General features: G+C 65.3%; 18 protein-coding genes. 11 read left to right on the top strand and 7 right to left on the bottom strand.

Features of this window, described 5'->3' with window-relative positions:
• Positions 1 to 11 precede the first annotated feature (11 nt).
• Positions 12 to 3128 (top strand): efflux RND transporter permease subunit, encoded by a 3117-nt coding sequence (locus tag AB7532_RS11260; RefSeq protein WP_441234860.1) that lies wholly within the window; start codon positions 12 to 14, stop codon positions 3126 to 3128.
• 7 nt (positions 3129 to 3135) lie between these two features.
• Here AB7532_RS11260 and AB7532_RS11265 read toward each other — a convergent pair whose 3' ends face one another.
• Together AB7532_RS11265 and AB7532_RS11270 are read right to left on the bottom strand one after the other, a co-directional pair.
• Positions 3136 to 3765, bottom strand: a complete 630-nt coding sequence (locus AB7532_RS11265; RefSeq protein WP_441234861.1) for a LysE family translocator — start codon at positions 3763 to 3765, stop codon at positions 3136 to 3138.
• A gap of 197 nt (positions 3766 to 3962) precedes the next feature.
• Positions 3963 to 4925, bottom strand: coding sequence for an amidohydrolase family protein (locus AB7532_RS11270; RefSeq protein WP_441234862.1), 963 nt, complete (start codon positions 4923 to 4925; stop codon positions 3963 to 3965).
• Positions 4926 to 5131: 206 nt separating this feature from the next.
• On the opposite strand from AB7532_RS11270, the gene AB7532_RS11275 reads away from it, so the two are divergent.
• A complete protein-coding gene (locus AB7532_RS11275; RefSeq protein ID WP_441234863.1) occupies positions 5132 to 5521 on the top strand; it encodes an avidin/streptavidin family protein in 390 nt (129 codons plus the stop codon).
• Between the two features lie 33 nt (positions 5522 to 5554).
• Here the strand turns inward: AB7532_RS11275 and AB7532_RS11280 are convergent, their stop codons facing one another.
• On the bottom strand, positions 5555 to 6898 hold the full coding sequence (locus AB7532_RS11280; protein ID WP_441234864.1) for a TolC family outer membrane protein: 1344 nt from the start codon (positions 6896 to 6898) through the stop codon (positions 5555 to 5557).
• Between the two features lie 308 nt (positions 6899 to 7206).
• On the opposite strand from AB7532_RS11280, the gene AB7532_RS11285 reads away from it, so the two are divergent.
• Positions 7207 to 9066 (top strand): acetyl-CoA hydrolase/transferase C-terminal domain-containing protein, encoded by a 1860-nt coding sequence (locus AB7532_RS11285; RefSeq protein ID WP_441239242.1) that lies wholly within the window; start codon positions 7207 to 7209, stop codon positions 9064 to 9066.
• 4 nt (positions 9067 to 9070) lie between these two features.
• On the opposite strand, the gene AB7532_RS11290 is transcribed toward AB7532_RS11285, so the two are convergent.
• Positions 9071 to 9850, bottom strand: a complete 780-nt coding sequence (locus tag AB7532_RS11290; protein ID WP_441234865.1) for an enoyl-CoA hydratase — start codon at positions 9848 to 9850, stop codon at positions 9071 to 9073.
• Positions 9851 to 9999: 149 nt separating this feature from the next.
• A complete protein-coding gene (locus AB7532_RS11295) occupies positions 10000 to 10680 on the bottom strand; it encodes a hypothetical protein (RefSeq protein WP_441234866.1) in 681 nt (226 codons plus the stop codon).
• A gap of 292 nt (positions 10681 to 10972) precedes the next feature.
• Here AB7532_RS11295 and AB7532_RS11300 point away from each other — a divergent pair, with 292 nt between their 5' ends.
• From AB7532_RS11300 to paoC, 5 genes are all read left to right on the top strand, one after another.
• Positions 10973 to 11518 carry a sigma-70 family RNA polymerase sigma factor gene (locus AB7532_RS11300; RefSeq protein WP_441234867.1) on the top strand — a complete coding sequence of 182 codons (546 nt, stop codon included), beginning with the start codon at positions 10973 to 10975 and terminating at the stop codon, positions 11516 to 11518.
• Between the two features lie 2 nt (positions 11519 to 11520).
• The gene (locus tag AB7532_RS11305; protein ID WP_441234868.1) at positions 11521 to 12159 is read left to right on the top strand and encodes an NrsF family protein; all 639 of its coding nucleotides are present in this window, start codon (positions 11521 to 11523) and stop codon (positions 12157 to 12159) included.
• Positions 12160 to 12362: 203 nt separating this feature from the next.
• Positions 12363 to 13034 carry an aldehyde dehydrogenase iron-sulfur subunit PaoA gene (paoA, locus tag AB7532_RS11310; RefSeq protein WP_441234869.1) on the top strand — a complete coding sequence of 224 codons (672 nt, stop codon included), beginning with the start codon at positions 12363 to 12365 and terminating at the stop codon, positions 13032 to 13034.
• On the top strand, positions 13031 to 13981 hold the full coding sequence (locus AB7532_RS11315) for an FAD binding domain-containing protein (RefSeq protein WP_441234870.1): 951 nt from the start codon (positions 13031 to 13033) through the stop codon (positions 13979 to 13981). Before paoA ends, AB7532_RS11315 begins: the two co-directional genes overlap by 4 nt.
• 3 nt (positions 13982 to 13984) lie before the next feature.
• Positions 13985 to 16189: an aldehyde oxidoreductase molybdenum-binding subunit PaoC gene (paoC, locus tag AB7532_RS11320; protein ID WP_441234871.1), complete on the top strand. Its 2205-nt coding sequence runs from the start codon at positions 13985 to 13987 to the stop codon at positions 16187 to 16189.
• A 17-nt stretch (positions 16190 to 16206) separates the two neighbouring features.
• On the opposite strand, the gene AB7532_RS11325 is transcribed toward paoC, so the two are convergent.
• Positions 16207 to 17307: a DUF2336 domain-containing protein gene (locus AB7532_RS11325; protein ID WP_441234872.1), complete on the bottom strand. Its 1101-nt coding sequence runs from the start codon at positions 17305 to 17307 to the stop codon at positions 16207 to 16209.
• Positions 17308 to 17370: 63 nt separating this feature from the next.
• Entirely contained in the window at positions 17371 to 18528 is a 1158-nt protein-coding gene (locus tag AB7532_RS11330) for a GGDEF domain-containing protein (protein WP_441234873.1), read from the bottom strand.
• 437 nt (positions 18529 to 18965) lie between these two features.
• On the opposite strand from AB7532_RS11330, the gene AB7532_RS11335 reads away from it, so the two are divergent.
• Genes AB7532_RS11335 through AB7532_RS11345 form a run of 3 tightly spaced genes read left to right on the top strand, consistent with a single transcriptional unit; the run spans position 18966 to position 21929 of the window.
• A complete protein-coding gene (locus tag AB7532_RS11335; RefSeq protein WP_441234874.1) occupies positions 18966 to 19535 on the top strand; it encodes a sigma-70 family RNA polymerase sigma factor in 570 nt (189 codons plus the stop codon).
• Positions 19532 to 20224, top strand: a complete 693-nt coding sequence (locus AB7532_RS11340) for a hypothetical protein (RefSeq protein ID WP_441234875.1) — start codon at positions 19532 to 19534, stop codon at positions 20222 to 20224. The genes AB7532_RS11335 and AB7532_RS11340 overlap by 4 nt, the downstream gene beginning before the upstream one ends.
• A 16-nt stretch (positions 20225 to 20240) precedes the next feature.
• Positions 20241 to 21929 carry a S8 family serine peptidase gene (locus tag AB7532_RS11345; RefSeq protein ID WP_441234876.1) on the top strand — a complete coding sequence of 563 codons (1689 nt, stop codon included), beginning with the start codon at positions 20241 to 20243 and terminating at the stop codon, positions 21927 to 21929.
• Positions 21930 to 22343: the final 414 nt, after the last annotated feature.

The raw sequence follows: 22343 nt of genomic DNA on the forward strand, positions 1-22343 counted from the left end.
TGAAGACCTGAATGGATCGCCTCGTCGCACTTGCCGTCAACCGGCGCTTCCTGATGGTCGGCATGTTCGTCGCCGTGCTCATCGGCGGCCTCATCGCGTTCAACCAGCTCAACATCGAAGCCTATCCCGATCCGACCCCGCCGATGGTCGACATCGTGACGCAAAGCCCGGGCCTGTCGGCGGAAGAGATCGAACGGTACATTACGATCCCGATCGAGACCCAGGTCGCAGGTCTGAAGAACATCACGACCATCCGCACCATCTCGCTCTATGGTCTCTCCGACGTCAAAATCCAGTTCTCCTTCGCTTACACCTATGACGAAGCGCAGCAGCAGGTCTTGAACCGCCTGGCGCAGCTCGCGCCGCTGCCGGGCAACGTGCAGCCGCAGATCTCGCCGCTGAGCCCGATCGGCGAAATCTTCCGCTATCGCCTGGTCGGCCCGCCGAACTACAGCGTGCTCGATCTCAAGACCATCCAGGACTGGATTCTCCAGCGCCGCTTCCGCGCCGTGCCTGGCGTGATCGACGTCACCGGCTGGGGCGGCAAAAGCAAGACCTACGAGCTCCAGGTCGACTTCAACAAGCTCGTCGCCAACGGCCTGACGCTGCCGCAACTGCTCCAGGCGGTCGGCAATGCGAACGTCAATGTCGGCGGCAACACGGTCAATATCGGTCAGCAATCGGCCGTGGTGCGCGGCGTCGGCCTGATCCGCTCGATCGACGATCTCGCCAACACCATGATCTCGCAGACCAACGGCAATCCGGTGCTGGTCAAGGACGTCGCCAACGTCACCGTCGGCCAGAGGCCGCGTCTCGGCATTGCCGGCCTCGACGATTCCGACGACATTGTACAGGGCATCGTCCTGATGCGCCGCGGCGAGCAGAGTTCGCCGACCATCAAGCGTGTCCACCAGCTCGTTCAGACCATCAACAATTCCAGCATCCTGCCGCCCGGCGTGCGCATCGAGCGTATCTACGACCGCGGCGACCTGATCGAGCTCACCACCCACACCGTGCTGCACAACATGGTGGTCGGCATCCTGCTGATCGTGATGTTGCAATGGATGTTCCTCGGCGATCTGCGCAGCGCGCTGATCGTCGGCGCCACGATTCCGTTCGCGCTGTTCTTCGCCGTGATCATCCTCGTGCTGCGCGGGGAATCCGCGAATTTGCTGTCGGTCGGCGCCATCGATTTCGGCCTGATCGTCGATGCCACCGTCATCATGGTGGAGGCGATCTTCCGCCGCCTGACCCAGACGACGCCGATGTCGGAATCCGAGCAGATGTCGCCGGAGACGCTGTTCGGCATGAAGAGCCATGCCATCCTCAGCGCCGCGGCCGACGTTTCGCGCTCGATCTTCTTTGCCGCGGCGATCATCATCGCAGCCTTCCTGCCGCTGTTCACGCTGTCGGGCGTCGAGGGCAACATCTTCGGGCCGATGGCGCGCACCTATGCCTACGCCCTGGCCGGCGGCCTCCTTGCGACCTTCACGGTGACGCCGGCGCTATCGGCGATCATCCTGCCTGCGCATGTCAAGGAGACCGAAACCAGGGTGATGCTGATCCTGCACCGGATCTACATGCCTGTGCTGAATTGGGCCGTCGCCAACCGCGGCATCGTGCTGGGCGCCGCGGTCGGTCTCGTGCTGACGACGGTCGCGCTCGCCCGGCTGCTCGGTCTCGAATTCCTGCCGAAGCTGGAAGAGGGCAATCTCTGGATTCGCGCCACGCTGCCGCCGACCATCTCGCTCCAGGAGGGCAACTCCTACGTCAACGAGATGCGCAAGCTGATCCGGGCCCGGCCCGAGGTGGAATCCGTGGTGTCGCAGCACGGCCGCCCCGACGACGGCACCGATGCTGCCGGCTTCTTCAATGCCGAGTTTTTCGCGCCGCTCAAGCCCGCCAGCCAATGGCCCGGCACGCGCGACAAGGAAGAGTTGACCGCGCAACTGCTCAAGCAGCTCGACGATCGCTTCCCCGGCGTCGAGTTCAACTTCTCGCAATATCTCCAGGACAACGTCTCCGAAGCCGTCTCCGGCGTGAAAGGCGAGAACTCCATCAAGCTGTTCGGCAGCGATCTCCAGGCGCTCACCGACACCGCCAACAAGATCAAGCAAGTGCTGTCGACCGTGCAGGGCGTGACCGATCTGGCGGTGTTTACCTCGCTCGGCCAGCCCACCGTTCAGATCGACATCAACCGCGCCAAGGCCGCCCGCTATGGGCTCGCGCCCGGCGACATCAACGCCACCATCAAGGTCGCGATCGGCGGCGACACCGCGGGCGATCTCTACGAGCCGGGCTCCGACCGCCACTTCCCGATCATCGTGCGCCTCGCACCGGAATATCGGCGCAGCGCCGAGGCGATCCAGAATTTGCGGATCGGCGCACCCGGCCCGAACGGCACCGTGACGCAGATCCCGCTGAGCGAGGTCGCCACCATCAGCCTCGTCTCGGGTGCCGCCTATATCTATCGCGAGCAGCAGGAACGCTATCTGCCGATCAAGTTCTCGGTGCGCGAGCGCGATCTCGGCAGCGCGATCCGCGAGGCGCAGCAGAAGATCGCCGACCAGGTGCAATTGCCGCCCGGCTCGCACATGGAATGGGTCGGCGAGTTCGGAAATCTCCAGGACGCGATCCGGCGGCTGTCGATCGTGGTGCCGATCTCGCTGGCGCTGATCGGCGTCCTGCTCTGGTTCAATTTCGGCACGATGACCGACACGCTGCTTGCGATGAGCGTGATCCCGATGGCGATCTTCGGCGGTGTGCTGGGTCTTCTGATCACCGGCACGGCGTTCAGTGTCTCGGCGGCGATCGGCTTCATCGCGCTGTTCGGCATCGCCGTGATGGACGGCATCATCATCCTGTCGCAGTTCAACCAGCTGATCGAAGAGGGCATGGATCGCATGAGTGCGGTGATACGCACCGGCGAGTTGCAGCTGCGACCCGTGCTGATGACCTGCGTCGTCGCAGGCGTCGGCCTGCTGCCGGCAGCGCTGTCGGAAGGCATCGGCTCGCAGGTGCAGAAGCCGCTCGCGGTCGTCGTCGTCACCGGCATGATGCTAGCGCCGATCGTGATTCTGGTGACCCTGCCGGTGCTGATCTCGTTCTTCTCGCGCCGCGCGCGCTGAAGCGCAGCTAGCTCAGCGCCTGTTGCGCGATCCGCACCAGCATCATGGTGCCGAGTCCAAGTAAGATCAGGCTGGCGAAGCGGCTGCTCAGTGACAGCATCCGCGGCGTCAGCCGTGACCGCGCGGTTGCAACGACCGTGCTGAGCACCATCCACCAGATCGCAGAGCCCAGGAAAACGCCCGCGATCAGCGGTGCGGCGGCGGCCTGCGTGGAGAATGCATGCAGCGCTGCCAGAAACAGGATGACCGTCAGCGGATTGGTCAATCCGAGCGCGATGGCGCTGAGATAGGCGCGCGCCAGACGCACGCTGTCGATCGTGCCGGCCTCCTGCAGCACGAGGGAGCACCGATGCGTGCGGAGCGCGAACCACAGCAGGGTGAACGCTGAGACGATGCCGAAGACCGCGGCATTCGCCTCGACCCATGGCTGCGCGAGCGAGCCTAGTCCCAGAACCGCAAGGGCGCTGTAGGTGAGATGCACGGTCGCCGCGCCGAATCCGGTTGCGAGCCCTGTGGCCACGCCCGACGCCAATGTGCGCTGGATGCACAGCATGCCCATGGGCCCGATGGGGGCGGCGACGGTGAAACCAATTCCGACGCCGGAGACAAGCGCGGCGAGATAATGCGACAAAGACATGTGACCGCACGAACAAATGAAATCTGTGCGTGCGTACCGGCGAAATTGAATCGTCGCCTCAACCGTACGGCTGAAAATCGAACGCGGATATCAACACGTTCGTGTGAATCGAGTGTGCCTGTGCTCTCGCGACAACGGTTCCATTGCGGTGTGCAACCGCGCAATGTTCCGTTGAACCTGTTTGGATTTGGCGCGACTCAGAACCCGTAAAGTTTCGCCGGGTTGTCGACCAGGATCTTCTTGCGCACGGCGGCATCCGGCGCCCACACCGGAAGCTGATTGAGCAGACGCCCGTCGTCGATCTGGTAGAGCGGTGCGACGTCGGTGGCCTTGCGTCCCTCGACGCGGCTCGAATCCGGATGCGGCCAGTCGGTGCCCCAGACGATGCGGTCCGCGTTCGCCGCGATCAGCGCCTGCGCGAACGGCACCATGTCCTGATAATCGGGTGCAAGCTTCGACGAGCGGTAGGCACCCGAAATCTTGACATAGGCCTTGCCGGACTTCACCAGCGCGACGAGATCGGAGAAGCCGGGTTGCTCCAGGCCCTTCGAGGCTTCAAGGCCGCCGAAATGGTCGAACACGACGGGCACCGGCGCGGTCTCGACCAGGTCCTTGATCGCCGTGATCATCGCAAGCGTGGTGTACAGTTGCACGTGCCAGCCGCGCGCCTTCATGCGCTCGACTGCGGCGGTGAAGCGCGGCCGGCCGACATTGGGATCGTTGACGCCGCCGGTCGCGAGATTGAGGCGGACGCCGCGGAAACCGTCCTGCTGCATCGTATCGAGCTGCGCCTCCGTCGTCTTGTCGTCGATCACGGCAACGCCGCGTGCATTCGCGCCGCGCGCTTTCATGCCGAACAAGGACGACGAATTGTCGGTGCCGTAGACGCTCGGGGTGACGATCACCACGCGTTCCATATGCAGCGCTTTGTGCAGCGCGGCCATTTCCTCCGGCGAGGCCAGCTCGGGCGTGTAGACGCGCCCGGCGAAGAACGGAAATTTCTCGGGATCGCCGTGGATATGGGTGTGGCAGTCGCAGGCGTGCGCCGGGACGTCGAAATTGACCGGCGTCGCGGGCTGCGCAGCGCGGGCGTGGGCTTTGTTGGTCATGGCTACTCCGGCGGCAAGGGAGGCCAGCAGGACACTGCGTCGGTTGAGCACGGTTTCTCTCCCTGATTGTCGTTTTCCGGGAGGATAGCATCTTCTGCCGGCCGCCAGTCAATCGATGGGGACGCGGACCGGTCGCCGGCGGGGACCGTCACCCGGTACCCGGCTGGCGGGAATTCATTGATGACGGTTGTATCATATGGTAGATACAATCGATCTATACAACTTTAAGAATTTCCTCCGCAAGGGAGCGTGGTCCTATGAAGAGAGTATTGCTCGCGCTTTTCATCCTGCTTGGACTTCAATCAGCCGCATCTGCTCAGGCATTGCCGTCATGGTCGCTTTGGCAGAACCAGCGGGGGTCGACCCTCGAAGTATATTACGCCGATCCATCGGGTCCGTTCACCGGCACGTTCACGAACAGGGCGCCAGGTTATCAGTGCCAGGGGATACCGTACCCCGCACAAGGAATCGCCAGAGGGGCGGCGGTCACCTTTGCGGTGACGTTCACCCAATGCAGCTCGCACACGACGTGGTTCGGCGCGGTCAGCGGCACCACGATGAGAACGAACTGGATCATGATCTACACGCCGCCCAGTGGGCCGCCGCAGAAATCCACGGGTACCGACATATTCAAGCGTGTTCGCTAGAGCGTTTGCGCTGAAGGGGCGGTTGACGGCGCGTCACTGCCCTGACGGCGTGCGCAGACCGTGCCAGGCATCGCGGACCTGCTGGTAATGCACCTCCGGCAGATAGTCCGGCGTGTTCAGGCTCAAGGTCTTGACGTCGAGATGGCCGACGGCGCTGAGCAGCGTGTAGGAGGCGATCACGCGGTCGCGCAGCGCGCCGATCAGGCGGGCCTTGGCCTGGATCAGATCGGCCTGCGAGTTCAGCACGTCCACCGTCGTGCGTTGTCCGCCGGCGGCCTCGCGCTGCACGCCTCCAAGCGCGACAGTCGCGGCCTTCACCTCGGACTCCGAGGCCGAGACCGCGATCTTGGCGCCTTCATTGGCGACCCAGGCGCTGGTCGCCGCCGTGCGCGCCTGGTTGCGGATCTGGTCGAGCACGAGCCGGCTCTGGGCCGTGATCTCCTTGGCCTGCCGGGTCTGCGCCGCGGCCTGGCCGCCGTCGTAGATCGGCACGGTGACATTGGCGACGATCGAGGCTTGGTCCTCGGCGAAGGTGCCGAGCGTCGGGTCGTTGTTGCGGCTTTTGCTGGCGCTGCCCTGGAGGCCGGCGCTCGGCAGCAGCGTGCCCTCGGCGATGCGGATGTTGGTCGAGGCGACGTCGACGTCGAAGCCCGCCGCCATCACCGCCGGATGCTGGCGGATCGCCATCGAGAGCGCGTCCTCGCGGCTCTTCGGCAGATAGCGGTCGACGACCTCGGCGGCGCGAAGCTGCGACGGAGCGTTGCCGATCACCTGCGCGTAGACCGCCTGGCTGACGGCGAGTGCGACTTCCGCGGCATTGAGATCGGAAAGACCGCGGTTGAGCCGTGCCTCGGCCTGGGCGCTGTCGGTCGGCGTGACGTCGCCGGCATTGAGGCGGCGCTGGGTGACGGACAGCGTCTCGCGCAGGAACGCGACGTTGGAGCGTTGTGCCTCGACCAGCGACTGGTTGGCCAGCACGTTGGTGTAGGCGGTGACCGCGTCGAGCAGAACACCCTGGCCGACATTGCGCAGCGCCTCGCGGCCGGACTGTACCTGCAGTTCAGCAGCGCGCACGCTGTTGGCGGTGCGGAACCCGTTGAACAGGGTCTGCGTCACGGTGACGCCGATGACCCACGGTTTCAGATTGGCGGTCTGGACGGTGTTGTCGGGTAGCAGATTGCGCACCGATTGCAGGCCGGCGCTGAGGCTCGCCACGATCTGCGGCCGGTAGCCCGCGAGCGCCTGCGGCACGTTCTCATCCGTGGCGCGTTGCCGCGCACGCTCGGCGTTGAGCTGCGGATTGGTCTGGTAGGCTTTTGCGAGCGCCTCCGGGAGGGCTTCGGCCCATGCGGCGGAGGGCAGGGCGCACGAGAGCATCAGCGCAGCCCATGCGACAGAAACAGGGCCCGCGCCCGATCGACGCCGCTTCCTTACGCGGCAAGTATTGGCGGTAAGCCCGTTCATGTGATCCCGTAAAATCCCGGCTGTCCGCCCCCGCCGACGACGGCCTGTTACCTGTTTAACCAGCCGTGGTCTCGCAGGCAAACTGCCGCGGATGAAACCCCCATGTATTCCGTGCTTGTTGCAGGTGCGTCACACACCAATTCGCTCCGGGATGCGGTATAGGACGCATGGCGGCTCCCGATCCGTCAGGTGCCTGTAATGTGGTCCGGACCCCACGGATGATGCCGAAATTCTTCGCCGATCCCGATGCGCTTGCGGAGGAGATCATTCGCGATGTCGGAACCGATCTGGTGGTTGGTCTGCCGCTAGGTCTCGGCAAGGCCAATCACGTGGTCAACGCGCTCTATGCGCGAGCCTGCACCGATCCTGACATCAAGCTGACGCTGCTGTCCGCCCTGACGCTGGAGAAGCCGAGGCCGAAAGGCCTGATCGAGCATCGCTTCATCGCGCCGGTGATCGATCGCCTGTTCGGCTTCTATCCCGATCTTGCCTATGCCGACGCGCTGCGCGAGGGCCGGCTGCCGCCCAATATCCGCGTTGTTGAATTCTTCTTTCTGGCAGGCCGCTGGCTGCACGTGCCGGCCGCGCAGCAGAATTACATCTCGGCCAACTATACCCATGCCGCGAGCTATTTGCTGGCGCGCGGACTCAATGTGGTGACGCAACTGGTGGCCAAGCGCGTCGTCGACGGCGTGCCGCGCTACAGCCTGTCCTGCAACACCGACACGACGCTGGACGTGCTGCGTGAACGCCGCGCCGGGCGCGCGTCGTTCAAGCTGATCGCGCAGGTGAACTCCGAACTGCCGTTCATGCCGGGCGCGGGCGATCTGGCCGCCGATGAGTTCAGCGCCGTGCTGGACAGCCCTGCAACCGATTTTCCGCTGTTCGCGCCTCCGTCGGAGCCGATCTCCGACACGAAATACGCGATCGGGTTGAATGCGGCGTCACTGGTGCGCGATGGCGGCACGCTTCAGATCGGCATCGGGCAGATCGGCGATGCACTGGCGCAGGGGCTGATCCTGCGCCATCGCGACAATGCGGCTTTTCATGACGTCATAGCCAAGCTGTCGCCCGTGCGACCAGCCGTTGCGCGGGAAGCGGGTGCTTTCGATGCGGGCCTCTATGGTGTCAGCGAAATGCTGACCGAAGCCTTCATTGGCTTGATCGATGCCGGCATCCTCAAGCGCGCCGTTGACGGCGTGGTGCTGCACGGCGCCTTCTTCCTCGGACCGAAATCCTTCTATCGCGCGCTGCGCGAGATGCCGCCCGAGGCGATCGCGCGCATCCAGATGATGCCGGTGTCGTTCACCAACGAGCTCTATGGCGAAGAGGAGCAGAAGCGCCGGGCGCGCGTCGATGCGCGCTTCATCAACAACACGATGATGGCGACGCTGCTGGGCGCGGCTGTCTCCGACGGCCTCGACGACGGCCAGGTGGTGAGCGGTGTCGGCGGACAGTACAATTTCGTGGCGCAGGCTTTTGCGCTGGAGGGAGCGCGGTCGGTGCTGACGCTCGAGGCGACGCGCCAGGCCGGGCGTTCGCCCAAATCCAACATTCTCTGGCGCTACGGGCACGAGACCATCCCGCGGCATCTGCGCGATGTCTTCGTCACCGAATACGGCATTGCCGACCTCAGGGGAAAGTCGGATGCCGATGTCATCGCGGGCATGCTGGCGATCGCGGATTCACGCTTCCAGGACGAACTGGCGCGGGTTGCGAAGGACGCCGGCAAATTGCCGCGCAGCTACGAGATCCCGGCGGCCCACCGCGAGAACCATCCCGAGCGGATCGCGCGCGCGCTCAAGCCCGCGCGTGAAGCCGGGTTGCTGCCGTCGTTTCCGTTCGGCTGCGATTTCACCGAGGTGGAGCAACGCCTCATCCCGGCACTGGAGATCCTGCAAGGCGCGCAACGTTCGCCGCGAGCGCTGGCGGGCCTGCTGTGGCAAGGGTTGACGCGGACGCCCGACGAGGCCGACGAGGCGTGCCTTGCACGCCTCGGTCTCGATCGTCCCAAAACCTGGGCGGAGCGCTTCTATCGCGCGCTGGTCAACGCGGCCCTGGCGAGGAGCCGCGCGACGTAGCCGCTTACCGGTTCTTGTTCACCGGCTTGCGCTTCTCGATGAACGCCGCCATGCCCTCGGAGCGGTCTTCCAGCGCGAAGGTCGCGTGGAACAGATTGCGCTCGACGCTCATGCCCTCGGCGAGCGTGGTCTCGAAGGCGCGGTTCACCGCCTCCTTGGCCATGGCAACGGCGGGCCGCGACATCGACGCGATCTTCTCCGCCGCGGCCATGACTTCGTCCATGAGCTTATCGGCGGGCACGATGCGGCTGACGAGGCCGGAGCGCTCGGCCTCGGCCGCATCCATCATGCGCCCGGTGAGGCAGAGGTCCATCGCCTTCGATTTGCCGATGGCGCGGGTCAGGCGCTGGGTGCCGCCGATGCCGGGGATGGTGCCGAGCGTGATCTCGGGCTGGCCGAACTTGGCGGTATCGGCGGCGATGATGAAGTCGCACATCATGGCGAGCTCGCAGCCACCGCCGAGCGCATAGCCCGCGACCGCGGCAATGGTCGGCTTGCGGCAGCGCGTGAGGCGGTCGCCGCCGATCGCGGCAAAATCCTCGGAGAACATGTCGATGAAGCCCTTCGGCTGCATCTCCTTGATGTCGGCGCCGGCGGCAAAGGCCTTCTCGCTGCCGGTCACGACGATGCAGCCGATGGCGTCATCGCCTTCGAGATCGTCGACGGCCGCGGCGATCTCGCGGAAGACGCCAAAGGAGAGCGCGTTGAGCATCTTCGGCCGGTTCAGCTTGATGATGCCGACCGCGCCTTTGCTGTCGACGATGATGTGTTCGAACGTGCTCATGCTTCACCCGGGCTTTTGATTGGGTGGGCAATGTGCCCGCTGGCGCGGATGCCTTCAAGGGGGCCAAAAGCCGCCGGAACGCGCTTGCCTGTGCGCGTTCCGGACGAGGTCCCTCGAGCCATCGATCAGGCCGGAAATCAGGCCGGAAATCAGGCCATGAACATGCGTGCGGCTGAGGCCAGCGTCAGCAGCGTGCCGACGCCGATGAAGATCTTGCCGATCAGCGAGCTCTGGTCCCAGGCCGAGCTCTGGCTGCTCGCCATGACCGGCGCCGGCCGTGGCTGCGCGTCGGTCGCGGCAATCACGGCCTTCTGCGGCGGGTTGTCCGGTTGAGCGGCGCGGTCGATGTCGTTGAGCTGGTCGGGCTCGACCACCTGGGTCTCGGCATTGGGGGCGGCATTATTGTCGGCGGCCGCCTGCAAATTGTCATTGGCGCGGCCCGTCAGCGCGGAGGCTGCCGCGGCCGCCGGCGTGTCGGCGGCAGCAAGCTGCGCATTGGCGTTGGCGACTTCCGGCGGCATCTGGCTGGAGGCGGGCACGTCGCTTTCGGCCTTGGCGTTTTCAGCCTTGGCGTTTTCGGCTTTGGCCTCGTCGGCCTTTGCCGCGGCGGTCTTGTCGTCGGATTTCTGCGCCGTCTTGGTGCTGTCCTTGCTGCTGTCACGGTTGCGCGAGGCGTGGCGCCGCTGCTTGCCCGGCTTGGCCGTGTCGGCCTGCTTGCCTGCGCTGTCCGATTTGCTGGCTGAGCTCGGCGCCGCCTGTAGGGGGCCTCCGAACAGCAGGAAAAGCCCGGCAAGAAGGATCAATGCCGCGTGTCCGCTGGCTTTCATCATGTTGACGATCTCCCCAATTCCACCCGTCCCGGAACGAACTTGAGACCCTGGCGCGTGACGACAGCGGGGCAAAAAATGGGAATCTTCGGGCCCTACCGGGCAAAAGCGGGGCAAACCGTTTCCCGCTAGCCGGTCGCCGGGTGCGAACGGGACCGATCGGTGTTATGAGCCGCCTGCGGGGTTTGCGGCCGCAACGAAGCGCGGGGCTTTAGCGTTTATCACGAATTCGTGATCACGCTGGCGCTGACGTAACAAATTGAAAGAGCGGCCGAAATGCATGGTGAGGGCGCGCGTGCGCGGACGTGAGGACGAGTGGACCGGCCTGATGCGGTCGGCCATGGCAGGCGATGATGCGGCGTATCATCGCCTGTTGAGGGCGGTCACGCCCGTGCTGCGCGCTGCCGCGAGGCGGGGTCTGGCGCGGGCCGGGCAGCCTCCCGATCAGGCCGAGGATATCGTGCAGGAGATTCTGTTGGCGGTGCATCTGAAGCGGCACACCTGGGACAGCGAAGCTCCCTTCGCCCCGTGGCTGTTCGCGATCGCCCGCAACAAGCTGATCGACACGCTGCGGCGGCGGGGCAGGCGGGTGTTCGTCAACATCGACGATTTCTCCGAGACGCTGCCGGGCGAGGTCCCGGAGGAGACGGCTTCGGCGGCCGAGGTCGCAACGCAGCTCAATACGCTGCCGCAGCGGCAGCGCGACGTGTTGCGGTCGATCGCGGTCGAGGCCGCCTCGATCAAGGACACGGCGTCGAGATATTCGATGAGCGAAGGTGCAGTGCGGGTCGCGTTGCATCGCGGACTTGCGGCACTGACTGCCAAACTGCGGGACCACTAGTCATGGATACCGATCAACTCATTCGTACGCTCGCGGCCGACAACGCCCATCGCGCGCCACGCGTCGGCGCCGTGCTGACGATGGCGCTGCTGGTGGCCGCGCCACTGTCGATCCTGATCTTCGCGACGTTCCTCGGCGTGCGCGGCGACGTGATGACGGCGATGCACAACCCGTTCTTCGACATGAAGTTCGCAGTGACGCTGTCGCTCGCGATCCCCGCGATCATCGTCAGCCTGCATCTGTCGCGGCCCGAAGCCCTGATGCGCGGCTGGGCCTGGCTGCTGCTGCTGCCCGTCGGCCTGCTCGCGGTCGCGATCGGCGGCGAGGCGATGATGGCGCCGGCGATGCCGATGACGATGCGGATGATGGGCAAGAACTCCAGGGTGTGCCTGCTCGCGATCCCCGCGATGTCGCTGCCGCTGCTTGCCGGCGCGCTGTTCGGCTTGCGTCACGGCGCGCCGTCGCATCCTGCGCTCGCCGGTGCGCTCGCCGGGCTGGTGTCGGCCGGGCTCGCGGCGACGCTTTACGCCTCGCATTGCACCGACGACTCGCCGCTGTTCGTCGCGACCTGGTACACGCTTGCGACGGCGCTCGTGACCGCGATCGGCGCCGCGGTCGGCGCGAAGGTCCTGCGCTACTGACGGCAGGTCGTGCAAATTGGCAGACGTCGCGCATCCGCGATGTCTGGTTTCGATGCCCCTCGCGCCTGTATTCATGAGTGACGCTAATAGGTTCATGCGTTCGTGAACGGCTAATCCCGGGCGCGTCGAGAAACTAACTTCGGTTGGACGACTTCTAACCAGAGCGTCGATGGACGCTGCTGTAGCGAGGAATATGCCCAACCATGCGAAAACCCAGCGCATTCGAACTGTCGCGCCGGAACCTTCTGATTGGAACCGCCACGACCGTTGCGATCGGAGCCGGCGCGCGAGCGGCCGGCGCCCAGAATTCATCCGCCGGACTTCCGCTGCCCGCCAAGGACGCCCCTGCCTTGGAAGCCCCAGCCATGGCGACGGTCTCCTTCAGCGTCAACGGCGAAGCGAGGGCATTGAAGCTGGACACCAGAACCACGCTCCTCGACGCCCTGCGCGAGCATCTTCACCTCACCGGCACGAAGAAGGGCTGCGATCACGGCCAGTGCGGCGCCTGCACCGTGATCGTCGGCGGGCAGCGCATCAATTCATGTCTGACACTGGCGGTGATGCATGAGGGCGACAGCGTCACGACCATCGAGGGCCTTGGCACGCCGGAGCAGATGCATCCGATGCAGGCGGCCTTCGTCAAGCACGACGGCTTTCAGTGCGGCTATTGCACGCCGGGACAGATCTGCTCGGCGGTGTCCGTGATCCAGGAGATCAAGGCCGGCATTCCCAGCCACGTCACCGGCGATCTCAATGCGGCGCCGCAATTGACCAACGCCGAGCTGCGCGAGCGCATGAGCGGCAACATCTGCCGCTGCGGCGCCTATTCCAACATTGCCGAGGCGATCACCGAGGTTGCCGGGAGGCCCGCATGAAGACTTTCAGCTATGAGAAGGCGAATTCGCCAGCGGCCGCGGCGTCTGCGGCGGCCGGCAACAGCAATGCCAAATTCATCGCCGGCGGTACCAATCTGCTTGATCTGATGAAGCTCGAGATCGAGACGCCGTCGCATCTGATCGACGTCAACGGCCTGGGATTCGACAAGATCGAGCCGACGCCCGATGGCCGCCTTCGCGTCGGTGCGCTGGTGCGCAACACGGCGCTGGCAGCCGATGCGCGGATCCGGCGCGACTATGCCCTGCTGTCGCGCGCGCTGCTGGCCGGCGCCTCCGGGCAATTGCGCAACAAGGCGACGACTGCCGGCAATCTGCTGCAGCGGACGCGTTGCCCTTATTTCTACGACACCAACCAGCCCTGCAACAAGCGCAGTCCCGGCAGCGGCTGTGCCGCCATCGGCGGTGTGACCCGCCAGCATGCGGTGATCGGCGCGAGCGAGGCCTGCATCGCGACGCATCCGAGCGACATGGCGATCGCCATGCGTGCGCTCGATGCGACCGTGCAGACGGTTCGTCCGGACGGCTCTGTCCGGGATATCCCGATCGCCGACCTCCACCGTCTGCCGGGCGACACCCCGCATATCGAGACGACGCTGACATCAGGCGAACTGATTACATCGGTGACGCTGCCGAAGCCTATCGGCGGAACGCACATCTATCGCAAGGTCCGCGATCGCGCCTCCTATGCGTTCGCGCTGGTCTCGGTCGGAGCCATCGTCCAGCGCGACGGCACAGGCCGCGTCGCCGTCGGCGGCGTTGCTCACAAGCCGTGGCGGGTCGAGGCGGCCGACGCCGACATGCCGCATGGCGCGAAGGCCGTCGCCGCGCGCCTGCTCGAAGGCGCGAGGCCCACGAAAGAGAACGCATTCAAGCTTTCGCTGGTGGAGCGAACCCTTGGCGCAGTCCTGACCGAAGCGAAAGGTTGAGCCATGAAGTTCGACACGCCTGCGACCACCAATCCGATCGACCAGCTCAAGATCATCGGCCATGCCACCAGCCGGATCGACGGCCCGCTGAAGACCACCGGGCGCGCCACCTACGCCTATGAGTGGCATGACGGCGCCGTGAAGCCCGCCTACGGCTACGTCGTCGGCGCGGCCATCGCCAAAGGCCGGATCGCAGCGATGGATCTGTCGCGCGCCAACGCCGCACCCGGCGTCCTCGCGATCGTCACGGCCGAGAATGCCGGCAAGCTCGGCAAGGGCACTTACAATACGGCGAAGCTGCTCGGCGGCCCCGACATCGACCATTATCACCAGGCCGTCGCGGTCGTCGTCGCCGAGACGTTCGAACAGGCCCGCGCCGCGGCTCAGCTCGTCAAGGTCGATTACACCACCGCGAAGGGATCTTACGATCTGGCGGCCGGAAGGGATGGCGCCGCCAAGCCTTCCAGTCGCGGCGAGGCTCCGCCCGACACGGCGGTCGGTGACTTCTCCGGCGCCTTCGCCTCCGCGCCTGTGCAGCTCGATGCGACCTACACCACACCGGACCAGGCTCATGCCATGATGGAGCCGCATGCGTCGATGGCGGTCTGGGACGGCGACAAGCTCACGCTGTGGACTTCCAACCAGATGATCGCCTGGACCACCGGCGACGTCGCCAAGACGCTCGGTTTGCCCAAGGAAAACGTTCGGCTGATCTCGCCGTTCATCGGCGGCGGCTTCGGCGGAAAGCTGTTCCTGCGATCGGACGCGGTTCTCGCGGCGCTCGGCGCGCGTGCGGCCAATCGCCCGGTCAAGGTGGCATTGCAGCGCCCGCTGATGTTCAACAACACGACGCATCGTCCGGCCACAATCCAGCGCGTTCGCATCGGCGCGAACAGGGATGGCAACATCACCGCGATCGGACACGAGAGCTGGTCGGGCAATTTGCCGGACGGCAGGCCGGAGACGGCGGTTCAGCAGACCCGTCTGCTCTATGCCGGCGAGAACCGGATGACGGCGATGCGGCTCGCCATGCTGGATTTGCCCGAAGGCAACGCGATGCGTGCCCCCGGCGAGGCCCCGGGCATGATGGCGCTTGAGATCGCCATGGACGAGATGGCGGAACGGTTGGGGCTTGACCCGGTCGAATTCCGCGCGCGCAACGACACCCAGGTGGATCCCGAGCATCCGAACCGCCCGTTCTCGCAGCGGCAGCTCGTCGCATGCATGCGGATCGGCGCGGAGCGTTTCGGCTGGAACAAGAGACATTCCCAGCCCGGCAAGCAGCGCGACGGTCGCTGGCTGGTCGGCACGGGCATGGCCGCCGCGTTCCGCAACAATCTTCTCATGAAGTCCGGGGCGCGCGTTCGCCTCGACGGGCAGGGTCGTGTCACGGTCGAGACCGACATGACCGATATCGGGACCGGCAGCTATACGATCATCGCCCAGACCGCAGCGGAGATGATGGGCGTGCAGCTGGACAAAGTCGTCGTGCGTCTCGGCGACTCCAGCTTCCCGGTCTCCGCCGGTTCCGGCGGGCAGTTCGGCGCCAACAATTCGACCTCGGGCGTCTATGCCGCGTGCGTCAAGCTGCGCGAAGCCGTGGCGCAGAAGCTCGGATTCAACTCTGCGGACGTTGCTTTCGCGGATGGCCAGGTGACGTCGGGCAACCGCAGCGTTCCATTGGGGCAGGCGGCGTCCGACGGCGAACTCAAGGCCGAGGATTTCATCGAGTACGGCGATCTCGCCAAGACGCATCAGCAATCGACGTTCGGCGCGCATTTCGTCGAGCTCGGCGTCGACATAGCGACGGCGGAAATCCGCGTGCGCCGCATGCTCGCTGTCTGCGCCGCGGGCCGCATCCTCAATCCCAAGACGGCGCGCAGCCAGGTCATTGGCGCCATGACCATGGGCGTTGGTGCCGCGCTCATGGAAGAACTCGTGGTGGACAAGCGCGCCGGCTTCTTCCTCAATCACGATCTTGCCGGCTACGAGGTGCCGGTCCATGCCGACATTCCGCACCAGGACACGATCTTTCTCGACGAGACCGACCCGATGTCGTCGCCGATGAAGGCAAAGGGTATCGCCGAGCTCGGGATATGCGGTGTGGCCGCAGCGCTCGCCAACGCCATCTACAACGCCACCGGCATCCGGGTCCGGGACTATCCGATCACGCTGGACAAGCTGCTGGAGCACATGCCTGACGCTTGACGCCGCCTGCGGCGGCTTCAGGCCGCCGGCGTCGTGCTCTGCATGCGGTGGAAGCGCAGCACCTGCTGCGCGGTCGATGAGCGCAGGGCTTCATAGGTATCGCGCAGCGTCAGCATGTCGGTCTGCGAGCCGCCCGAGAGCTTTTCGCGCAGGGCGATGATCGCGCGCACGCTCGACCATTGCATGCCCGCGACCTTGGCGAGGATCATCACCCCCTCGGTCCGCTTCTCGATCATCATGTTCTCGGCAGTCTCGACCGCGACGCCCGCGAGCGCCGCGAGCCCCGCATTGGTCTCGTCGAACTTGCCTTGCTCGGCGAAGGTCGTGACCTGGAACTCGTTGAGACGGCCGTCGTCATGCAGCGACCTCACCAGCGCGCGGGCCATCTCGGTCTGCCTGGTCATGGCCGCGGCGCGGACCCGCTGGGCCGCTTCCTGGACCACGCTCGACACGTCGTCCGCGAGCTCGGGATGGGCGGCCTCCAGCTTCCGGCGCACGCTCAGGGAGGCCTTTGCAACCAGCTTCAGATAGTGGTGGCGCGGCAGGTCGGGCCGCACGCCGATGCAGGCGGCGAGGTCGTCGTCGCGTTCGGCGCGGGTGACGAGGTCGGTGAGACTTCCCTCGGACAGCTGCGCGCCCGGATTGCTGACGGTCGATTGCACCACGTCTTCGTCGCCGCGCGTCACCAGCACATCGGTCAGCGCCTCCGACAGCACCCGCCGCAGCGAGATCGCCTTCAGATGCGCCTGGCCGCGCGTGCGCGCGATTTCGAGCAGGGTCGTTTCGTCCAGCCGCTCCGATTTCGACAGCACGGGACCGGCGACCTCGATCACCTCGTCGAGCGCCAGCGTGCGGATGATCTTTGGCGGCGCGGCAGCGATCGGTGCGAGGCGGTCGGCGAGCAGCGCCCGGGCCGAGGTCTCGATCTGCTCGATCAGGCACTGGAACACGTCGTCGAACACGTGGATGTGCTCGTCGGAATAATCCACCGCGTTGCCAAGGAACAGATCGGTGACGCGGCGCAGCGCCTCGACCCGACGCGCGACGGTGCCGTGGGAGAGCGCGGCCTGCAATTCTTCCAGCAGGTTCTCGGATGGTCTGGCGGATTTGGATCTCATTGCCCTGTCCTGGAGCGTTCGGCCCGGCGGCGGATTCTCACGCGCCGGGTGGAAATGGATTGGTCAGCTCGTTGCAATTCGGTTGCGCCCTTGCCCCTTGGCGGAATAGAGCGCGCTGTCGGCGCGTGCGAGAAATGTGTCGGCAGTATCGTTGTCGCGCAGCGTCACGACGCCGGCGGAAATCGTCACCCGCATGCCGGGAGAAAATGCGCTCCAGTCGAGATCGGCGACGATGCCGCGCAGCCGGTCGAGCATGTGCGCGGCCGCGCTGCCGTCGGTGCCCGGGAGCAGCAGCAGGAATTCCTCGCCGCCGTAGCGGCCGAAACAATCGGCCGGGCGGATATTCGCAAAGATGGTGATGGCAAAGGTCCGCAACACCTCGTCGCCGACGGGGTGGCCGTGGGCATCGTTGATGCGCTTGAACCAGTCGAGATCGATCAGCGCGATCGCGCAAGGTGCGGACGCCTGCCGCGCCCTTTCGATCTCTGCGTCGAGAAGCCGCATGATGCAGCGGCGGTTGTAGGAGCCGGTGAGCTCGTCGAGCTCGGCGAGTTCCTCGATGCGCCGATAGGCATCCTTCAATTCGATGCTGCGGCGGTACAGGACCTTGCGCAGGGTGGCGCCGAACAGGCCGAGGAAGGCGCACTGGCCGATCACCAGCGCGAAGCAGAGCATCGAGGCGATCCGCTGCAGCTTGGTGGCGACGGGCATGCCGATCGGCAGGTCGGAGGCGAGGAAGACGGCAGCGAGACAGGTTGTCGCGATCGCCCAGGTGAGCATCGCCTGGGTCGAGGTCATGCGCAGCGTGCCGAAAGCGAAGATCAGGAACAGCACGCTGATGAAGGCGATCCCGATGGTCGGCACCGACACCAGGAACACGAACTGGAGCGCCATATGCGCCGAGATCTGGAAGACGGTGAGATAGTGGTCGGTATGCCTGTCACCGACGCCGGCCTCCGACATCACGACGAAGATGCCGATGATCGAGAGACCGCCGATCCAGAACAGCGACGGAACGTGCATCGCAACGGCGCCGTCAAAGCCGTAGAGCAACAGGACGAAGGCGCCGAGGGAGTAGCTTGCGACCTGGCCGACATACATCTGCCGGCGCTGCCGGGCCCGGCGCGCGCGCACTTCGGGCGCAGCCGCGTCAGGCATGAGAACGAGATCCGCGACCTCAGCGGCATTCCTCTCCGGTAAGGACGTCGCGGCCGTGCTCATTGTCCCGCCAATGGTGGAGTTCAGCCCAAAAATCTACGTGGCAAGCCTTTAGGTTTGGTATCCTTTGAAACCGAATCCAGACGGTGCAGCGCAGAACAGGGTGCTATCGGCCGGCGGGCGGAATTTGCCGGCAATTGGCTATCGTTGGCGATGCGGTAAAGCCAAAGCCGGCCCAGGTGAGACATATGTCGTGCGGGACTGCTATGGTTCCATGAAAGTCGGGCCGTCTGCGCCGGACGGCATTGCCCAGGAAAGTGCTTCATTACTATGTTACCGTTCTTGAGCGAGGCGGCCAACCGCCACGGGTGGCAAAAGGAAAATTCGCGTATGTGGGGTAGATCACACAAGCCCCCGTATGACTGCGGTAGGTTGAAGAATTTCGTCCCTCCCGTCGAACCCTCCGCCGTATCGACCCGACCAACTTTGCGAGACGGGCATTGAGCGTGACACAGGCGGCTACGGACGAGGTCCTCATCGCCAGGATCGCTCAGGGTGACCGGCTCGCCATGCAGGTGCTGTACGGGCGGCACCATGTCAGGGTGTATCGGTTCGGGCTGAGGCTCGTGCGGGACGAGCAGGCGGCGGAAGACCTCATCAGTGAGGTGTTTCTCGACGTCTGGCGTCAAGCCGGCAAATTCGAGGGCCGATCCGCCGTTTCCACCTGGCTGCTGGCAATCACCCGATTCAAGGCCCTGTCTGCGCTCCGGCGCAGGAAGGATTTTGAGTTGGACGAAGACGCCGCGAACGCGATTGAGGATACGTCCGACAATCCGGAAACGGTGGTGCAGAAGAAGGATACCAGTGAAGCGTTGCGGGAGTGTCTGACGGGCCTCTCGCCGGACCATCGGGAAATCGTCGATCTCGTCTACTACCACGAGAAGTCCGTGGAAGAAGTGGCCGAAATCGTCGGCATTCCGGAGAACACCGTGAAGACGCGCCTCTTCTATGCGCGCAAGAAACTGGCCGAACTGCTGAAGGCAGCCGGCGTTGAGCGAGGCTGGCCATGATGGCATTGAGCAAGAAGATGCTGGAGCAAGAGCCCAGTGAAATTGAACTGCTGCTGCCCTGGCACGCCGCCGGCACGCTGAACGCGCGCGACGCACGCCGCGTCGAGGAAGCGCTGGCGAATGATCCCGCGCTGGCCAGGCAGTACGCTGCGATCCGCGGCGAGTACGAAGAGACCATTCACCTGAACGAGAGCCTGGGTGCTCCGTCGGCGCGCGCAATGCAGAAGCTGTTCGCCGCGATCGACGCAGAGCCTGCGCGGGCAACCAGTTCGCTGCCGCTGTCGGCGCGCATCGCGACCTTCTTCTCGACGCTGTCGCCGCGCACGCTGGCCTGGTCGGCGAGCCTCGGTGCCATCGCGTTGCTGCTCCAGGCCGGCATCATCGGCGCCGTGCTGATGAAGAGCCAGACCGCGACCTTCCAGACGGCTTCGCTGTCGGTCGGCGCCCCGATCACACGCGAGCTCGGCGCGGCTGCACCGTCGCGGGCGCTGGTGCGCTTCACACCTGAGGCGCGGGTTGCCGACATCACCGCGCTGCTCGACAGCTACCAGGCGTCGATCATCGGCGATGCCAAGGGCGGCATGTTCCGTCTCCAGTTCGACAAGGCGATGAGCCAGGACGAACTCACCTCGCTGCTCGGCAGGATGCAGCGCGAGAAGTTCGTCAACCTCGCCGTCGCGGCGCCGTAAACGCGCCGCTGCACCGATGACGCGCAAGTCCGACAGTAGGTTGCGAGCCGGGGCTTACGCTTCGTCGGTCGGAGCTGTGTTCCTGCTCGCCGCCGGGCTCGGCGTCGAGGTCGCGCAAGCGCAGGCGATCATGCGCACGCCGACGATCAGCGTCCCCACGCGCACCCCGACCATCTCGCCCAGCATCGCCGCGCGGGCCGTCGGCGTTGCCCCTGGCCCGCGCGCCATCCCCGCGATCCCGCGTACGATTACGGCGCGGAGGGTGCCGACGCCGGTGCTGCCCTATGCGCGCTACTCGCCGAACCTCTATCCGGCCTGCACGGCGCCCTATCGCGACGGCGACGGTGAATGCCTGGCGCAGCCGAACGCCGGCGGCGACGGGGCCGGCAAATCTGGCAAGAAGAGCGCTGGCAAGGGGCGGGGCAACAGCACGCCTGTTGCCGTGGATCTGCGCACCATCGCAGGCGAATTCGTCGCCGAGATCGACGGCTCCTTGTCGGCGACCGAGGCCGATGCGCTTGCGCGCCGCCATGGCCTGACGCGCGTCGCCTCCGAGAATTTCCCGCTGATCGGAGCTACGTTCGGCCTGTTCCGCATCACCGACGGCCGGCCTGCCGAAACGGTGCGTCGCGAGTTCGTATCCGACGGCAGCGTGCGTTCGGTCCAGCCGAACTTCCGCTACGTGCTGCAGGATCAGAAATCCTCGGTGCCGAGCGAAGGCGACCCCGCCCAATATGCGCTGGCCAAGCTCCGCCTGCCACAGGCGCATACGCTGGCGCATGGCGCCAACGTGACGGTGGCCGTGATCGATTCCGGCATCGACGCCAATCACCCCGAGCTGGCCCATTCCGTCGCCGACAATTTCGACGCGCTGGGCAGCACCGAGGGGCCGCATATCCACGGCACCGGCATTGCCGGCGCCATCGTGGCCCACGCCAAGCTGATGGGCAGCGCGCCCGAGGCGCGCATCATCGCCATCCGCGCCTTCGGCGGCACCACGGGCGGGGCCCAGAGCTCGTCCTACATCATCCTGCGCTCGCTGAATTACGCCGCCGAGCACGGCGCGCAGATCGTCAATATGAGCTTTGCCGGTCCGAAGGACGCGGTGATCGAGCGTGCCATCGCGGCGACCGCCGCGCGCGGGCTGGTGCTGATCGCGGCCGCCGGCAATGCCGGTGCGAAATCGCCGCCGCTCTATCCGGCCGCCAACCCCAACGTGATCGCGGTCAGCGCGACCGACCAGCGGGACCAGTTGTTCTCGGCGTCCAACCGCGGCAATTACATCGCCCTGGCGGCGCCCGGTGTCGACATCTTCGTGCCGGCGCCTGACGGCAAATATCAGATGACGTCGGGAACCTCGTTCTCGGCCGCCTATGTCTCCGGCGTCGCGGCACTGCTGCTCGAGCGCAACCACACACTGAAGCCGGAAGCGCTGCGGATGACGCTGGCGAAGACTGCGCGCGACCTCGGTTCACCCGGCCGTGATGATCTCTTCGGCGACGGCCAGGCCGACGCATTTGCCGCGGTGACGTCTGTTCCCGCCGACAGCGCGACGCCGGTGGCAGCGGTGTCCGGTACAACAAAACGTGAAGATACGCAGCCGCCGCGCAACGAGCCCGGCCTCCGCGCCATCGAACAGCATTCGTTGTCGGGCGCCGGCGATAAATCCACGGTTTCTCAGGCGGATAGACCGGCGACCCGATAGCCGCTGCGACAACTTTGCGCGTGGGCCAACGGTCAAAAAATCGAACGGCGCATTGAACGTTCAGCTCCCTGCCACGACCAAATTATGTGGGAGCGGTTATCCCTCCCCATCAGTCATATCAGGCGCGAGCGCCCATCCACCCCAAGCGCCCATATGGCTCGACCCGTCCGGTTGTCCCCCCGGACGGGTCTTTTCTTTTCGGGCATCCGATTTCTTGAAGCCGCATACGAGATCAGCTTCCGGTTGAAGGAGCGCGACCGCGTCCGTCCTGATCCCGCGGCCGGTGCTGCACACGCCGGCTATGCTTGCGTAAAGCTTGACTCCGAAACACCTTGAAACTCCGCACGACTACGGAGTTTTGTGACGAAGTCCGTGTCGTTGCTGGACAAGTCAAAACTTTTCCACAAAATATTC

Source organism: Bradyrhizobium sp. 930_D9_N1_4, from assembly GCF_052076015.1.
GTDB lineage: Bacteria > Pseudomonadota > Alphaproteobacteria > Rhizobiales > Xanthobacteraceae > Bradyrhizobium.

Excerpts from the sequence above, each read along its gene's own strand:
- AB7532_RS11260 (WP_441234860.1), top strand. The coding sequence starts at position 12 with ATGGATCGCCTCGTCGCACTTGCCGTCAACCGGCGCTTCCTGATGGTC.
- AB7532_RS11265 (WP_441234861.1), bottom strand. The coding sequence starts at position 3,765 with ATGTCTTTGTCGCATTATCTCGCCGCGCTTGTCTCCGGCGTCGGAATT.
- AB7532_RS11275 (WP_441234863.1), top strand. The coding sequence starts at position 5,132 with ATGAAGAGAGTATTGCTCGCGCTTTTCATCCTGCTTGGACTTCAATCA.
- AB7532_RS11280 (WP_441234864.1), bottom strand. The coding sequence starts at position 6,898 with ATGCTCTCGTGCGCCCTGCCCTCCGCCGCATGGGCCGAAGCCCTCCCG.
- AB7532_RS11285 (WP_441239242.1), top strand. The coding sequence starts at position 7,207 with ATGCCGAAATTCTTCGCCGATCCCGATGCGCTTGCGGAGGAGATCATT.
- AB7532_RS11290 (WP_441234865.1), bottom strand. The coding sequence starts at position 9,850 with ATGAGCACGTTCGAACACATCATCGTCGACAGCAAAGGCGCGGTCGGC.
- AB7532_RS11295 (WP_441234866.1), bottom strand. The coding sequence starts at position 10,680 with ATGATGAAAGCCAGCGGACACGCGGCATTGATCCTTCTTGCCGGGCTT.
- AB7532_RS11305 (WP_441234868.1), top strand. The coding sequence starts at position 11,521 with ATGGATACCGATCAACTCATTCGTACGCTCGCGGCCGACAACGCCCAT.
- paoA (WP_441234869.1), top strand. The coding sequence starts at position 12,363 with ATGCGAAAACCCAGCGCATTCGAACTGTCGCGCCGGAACCTTCTGATT.
- AB7532_RS11315 (WP_441234870.1), top strand. The coding sequence starts at position 13,031 with ATGAAGACTTTCAGCTATGAGAAGGCGAATTCGCCAGCGGCCGCGGCG.
- paoC (WP_441234871.1), top strand. The coding sequence starts at position 13,985 with ATGAAGTTCGACACGCCTGCGACCACCAATCCGATCGACCAGCTCAAG.
- AB7532_RS11325 (WP_441234872.1), bottom strand. The coding sequence starts at position 17,307 with ATGAGATCCAAATCCGCCAGACCATCCGAGAACCTGCTGGAAGAATTG.
- AB7532_RS11330 (WP_441234873.1), bottom strand. The coding sequence starts at position 18,528 with ATGAGCACGGCCGCGACGTCCTTACCGGAGAGGAATGCCGCTGAGGTC.
- AB7532_RS11340 (WP_441234875.1), top strand. The coding sequence starts at position 19,532 with ATGATGGCATTGAGCAAGAAGATGCTGGAGCAAGAGCCCAGTGAAATT.
- AB7532_RS11345 (WP_441234876.1), top strand. The coding sequence starts at position 20,241 with ATGACGCGCAAGTCCGACAGTAGGTTGCGAGCCGGGGCTTACGCTTCG.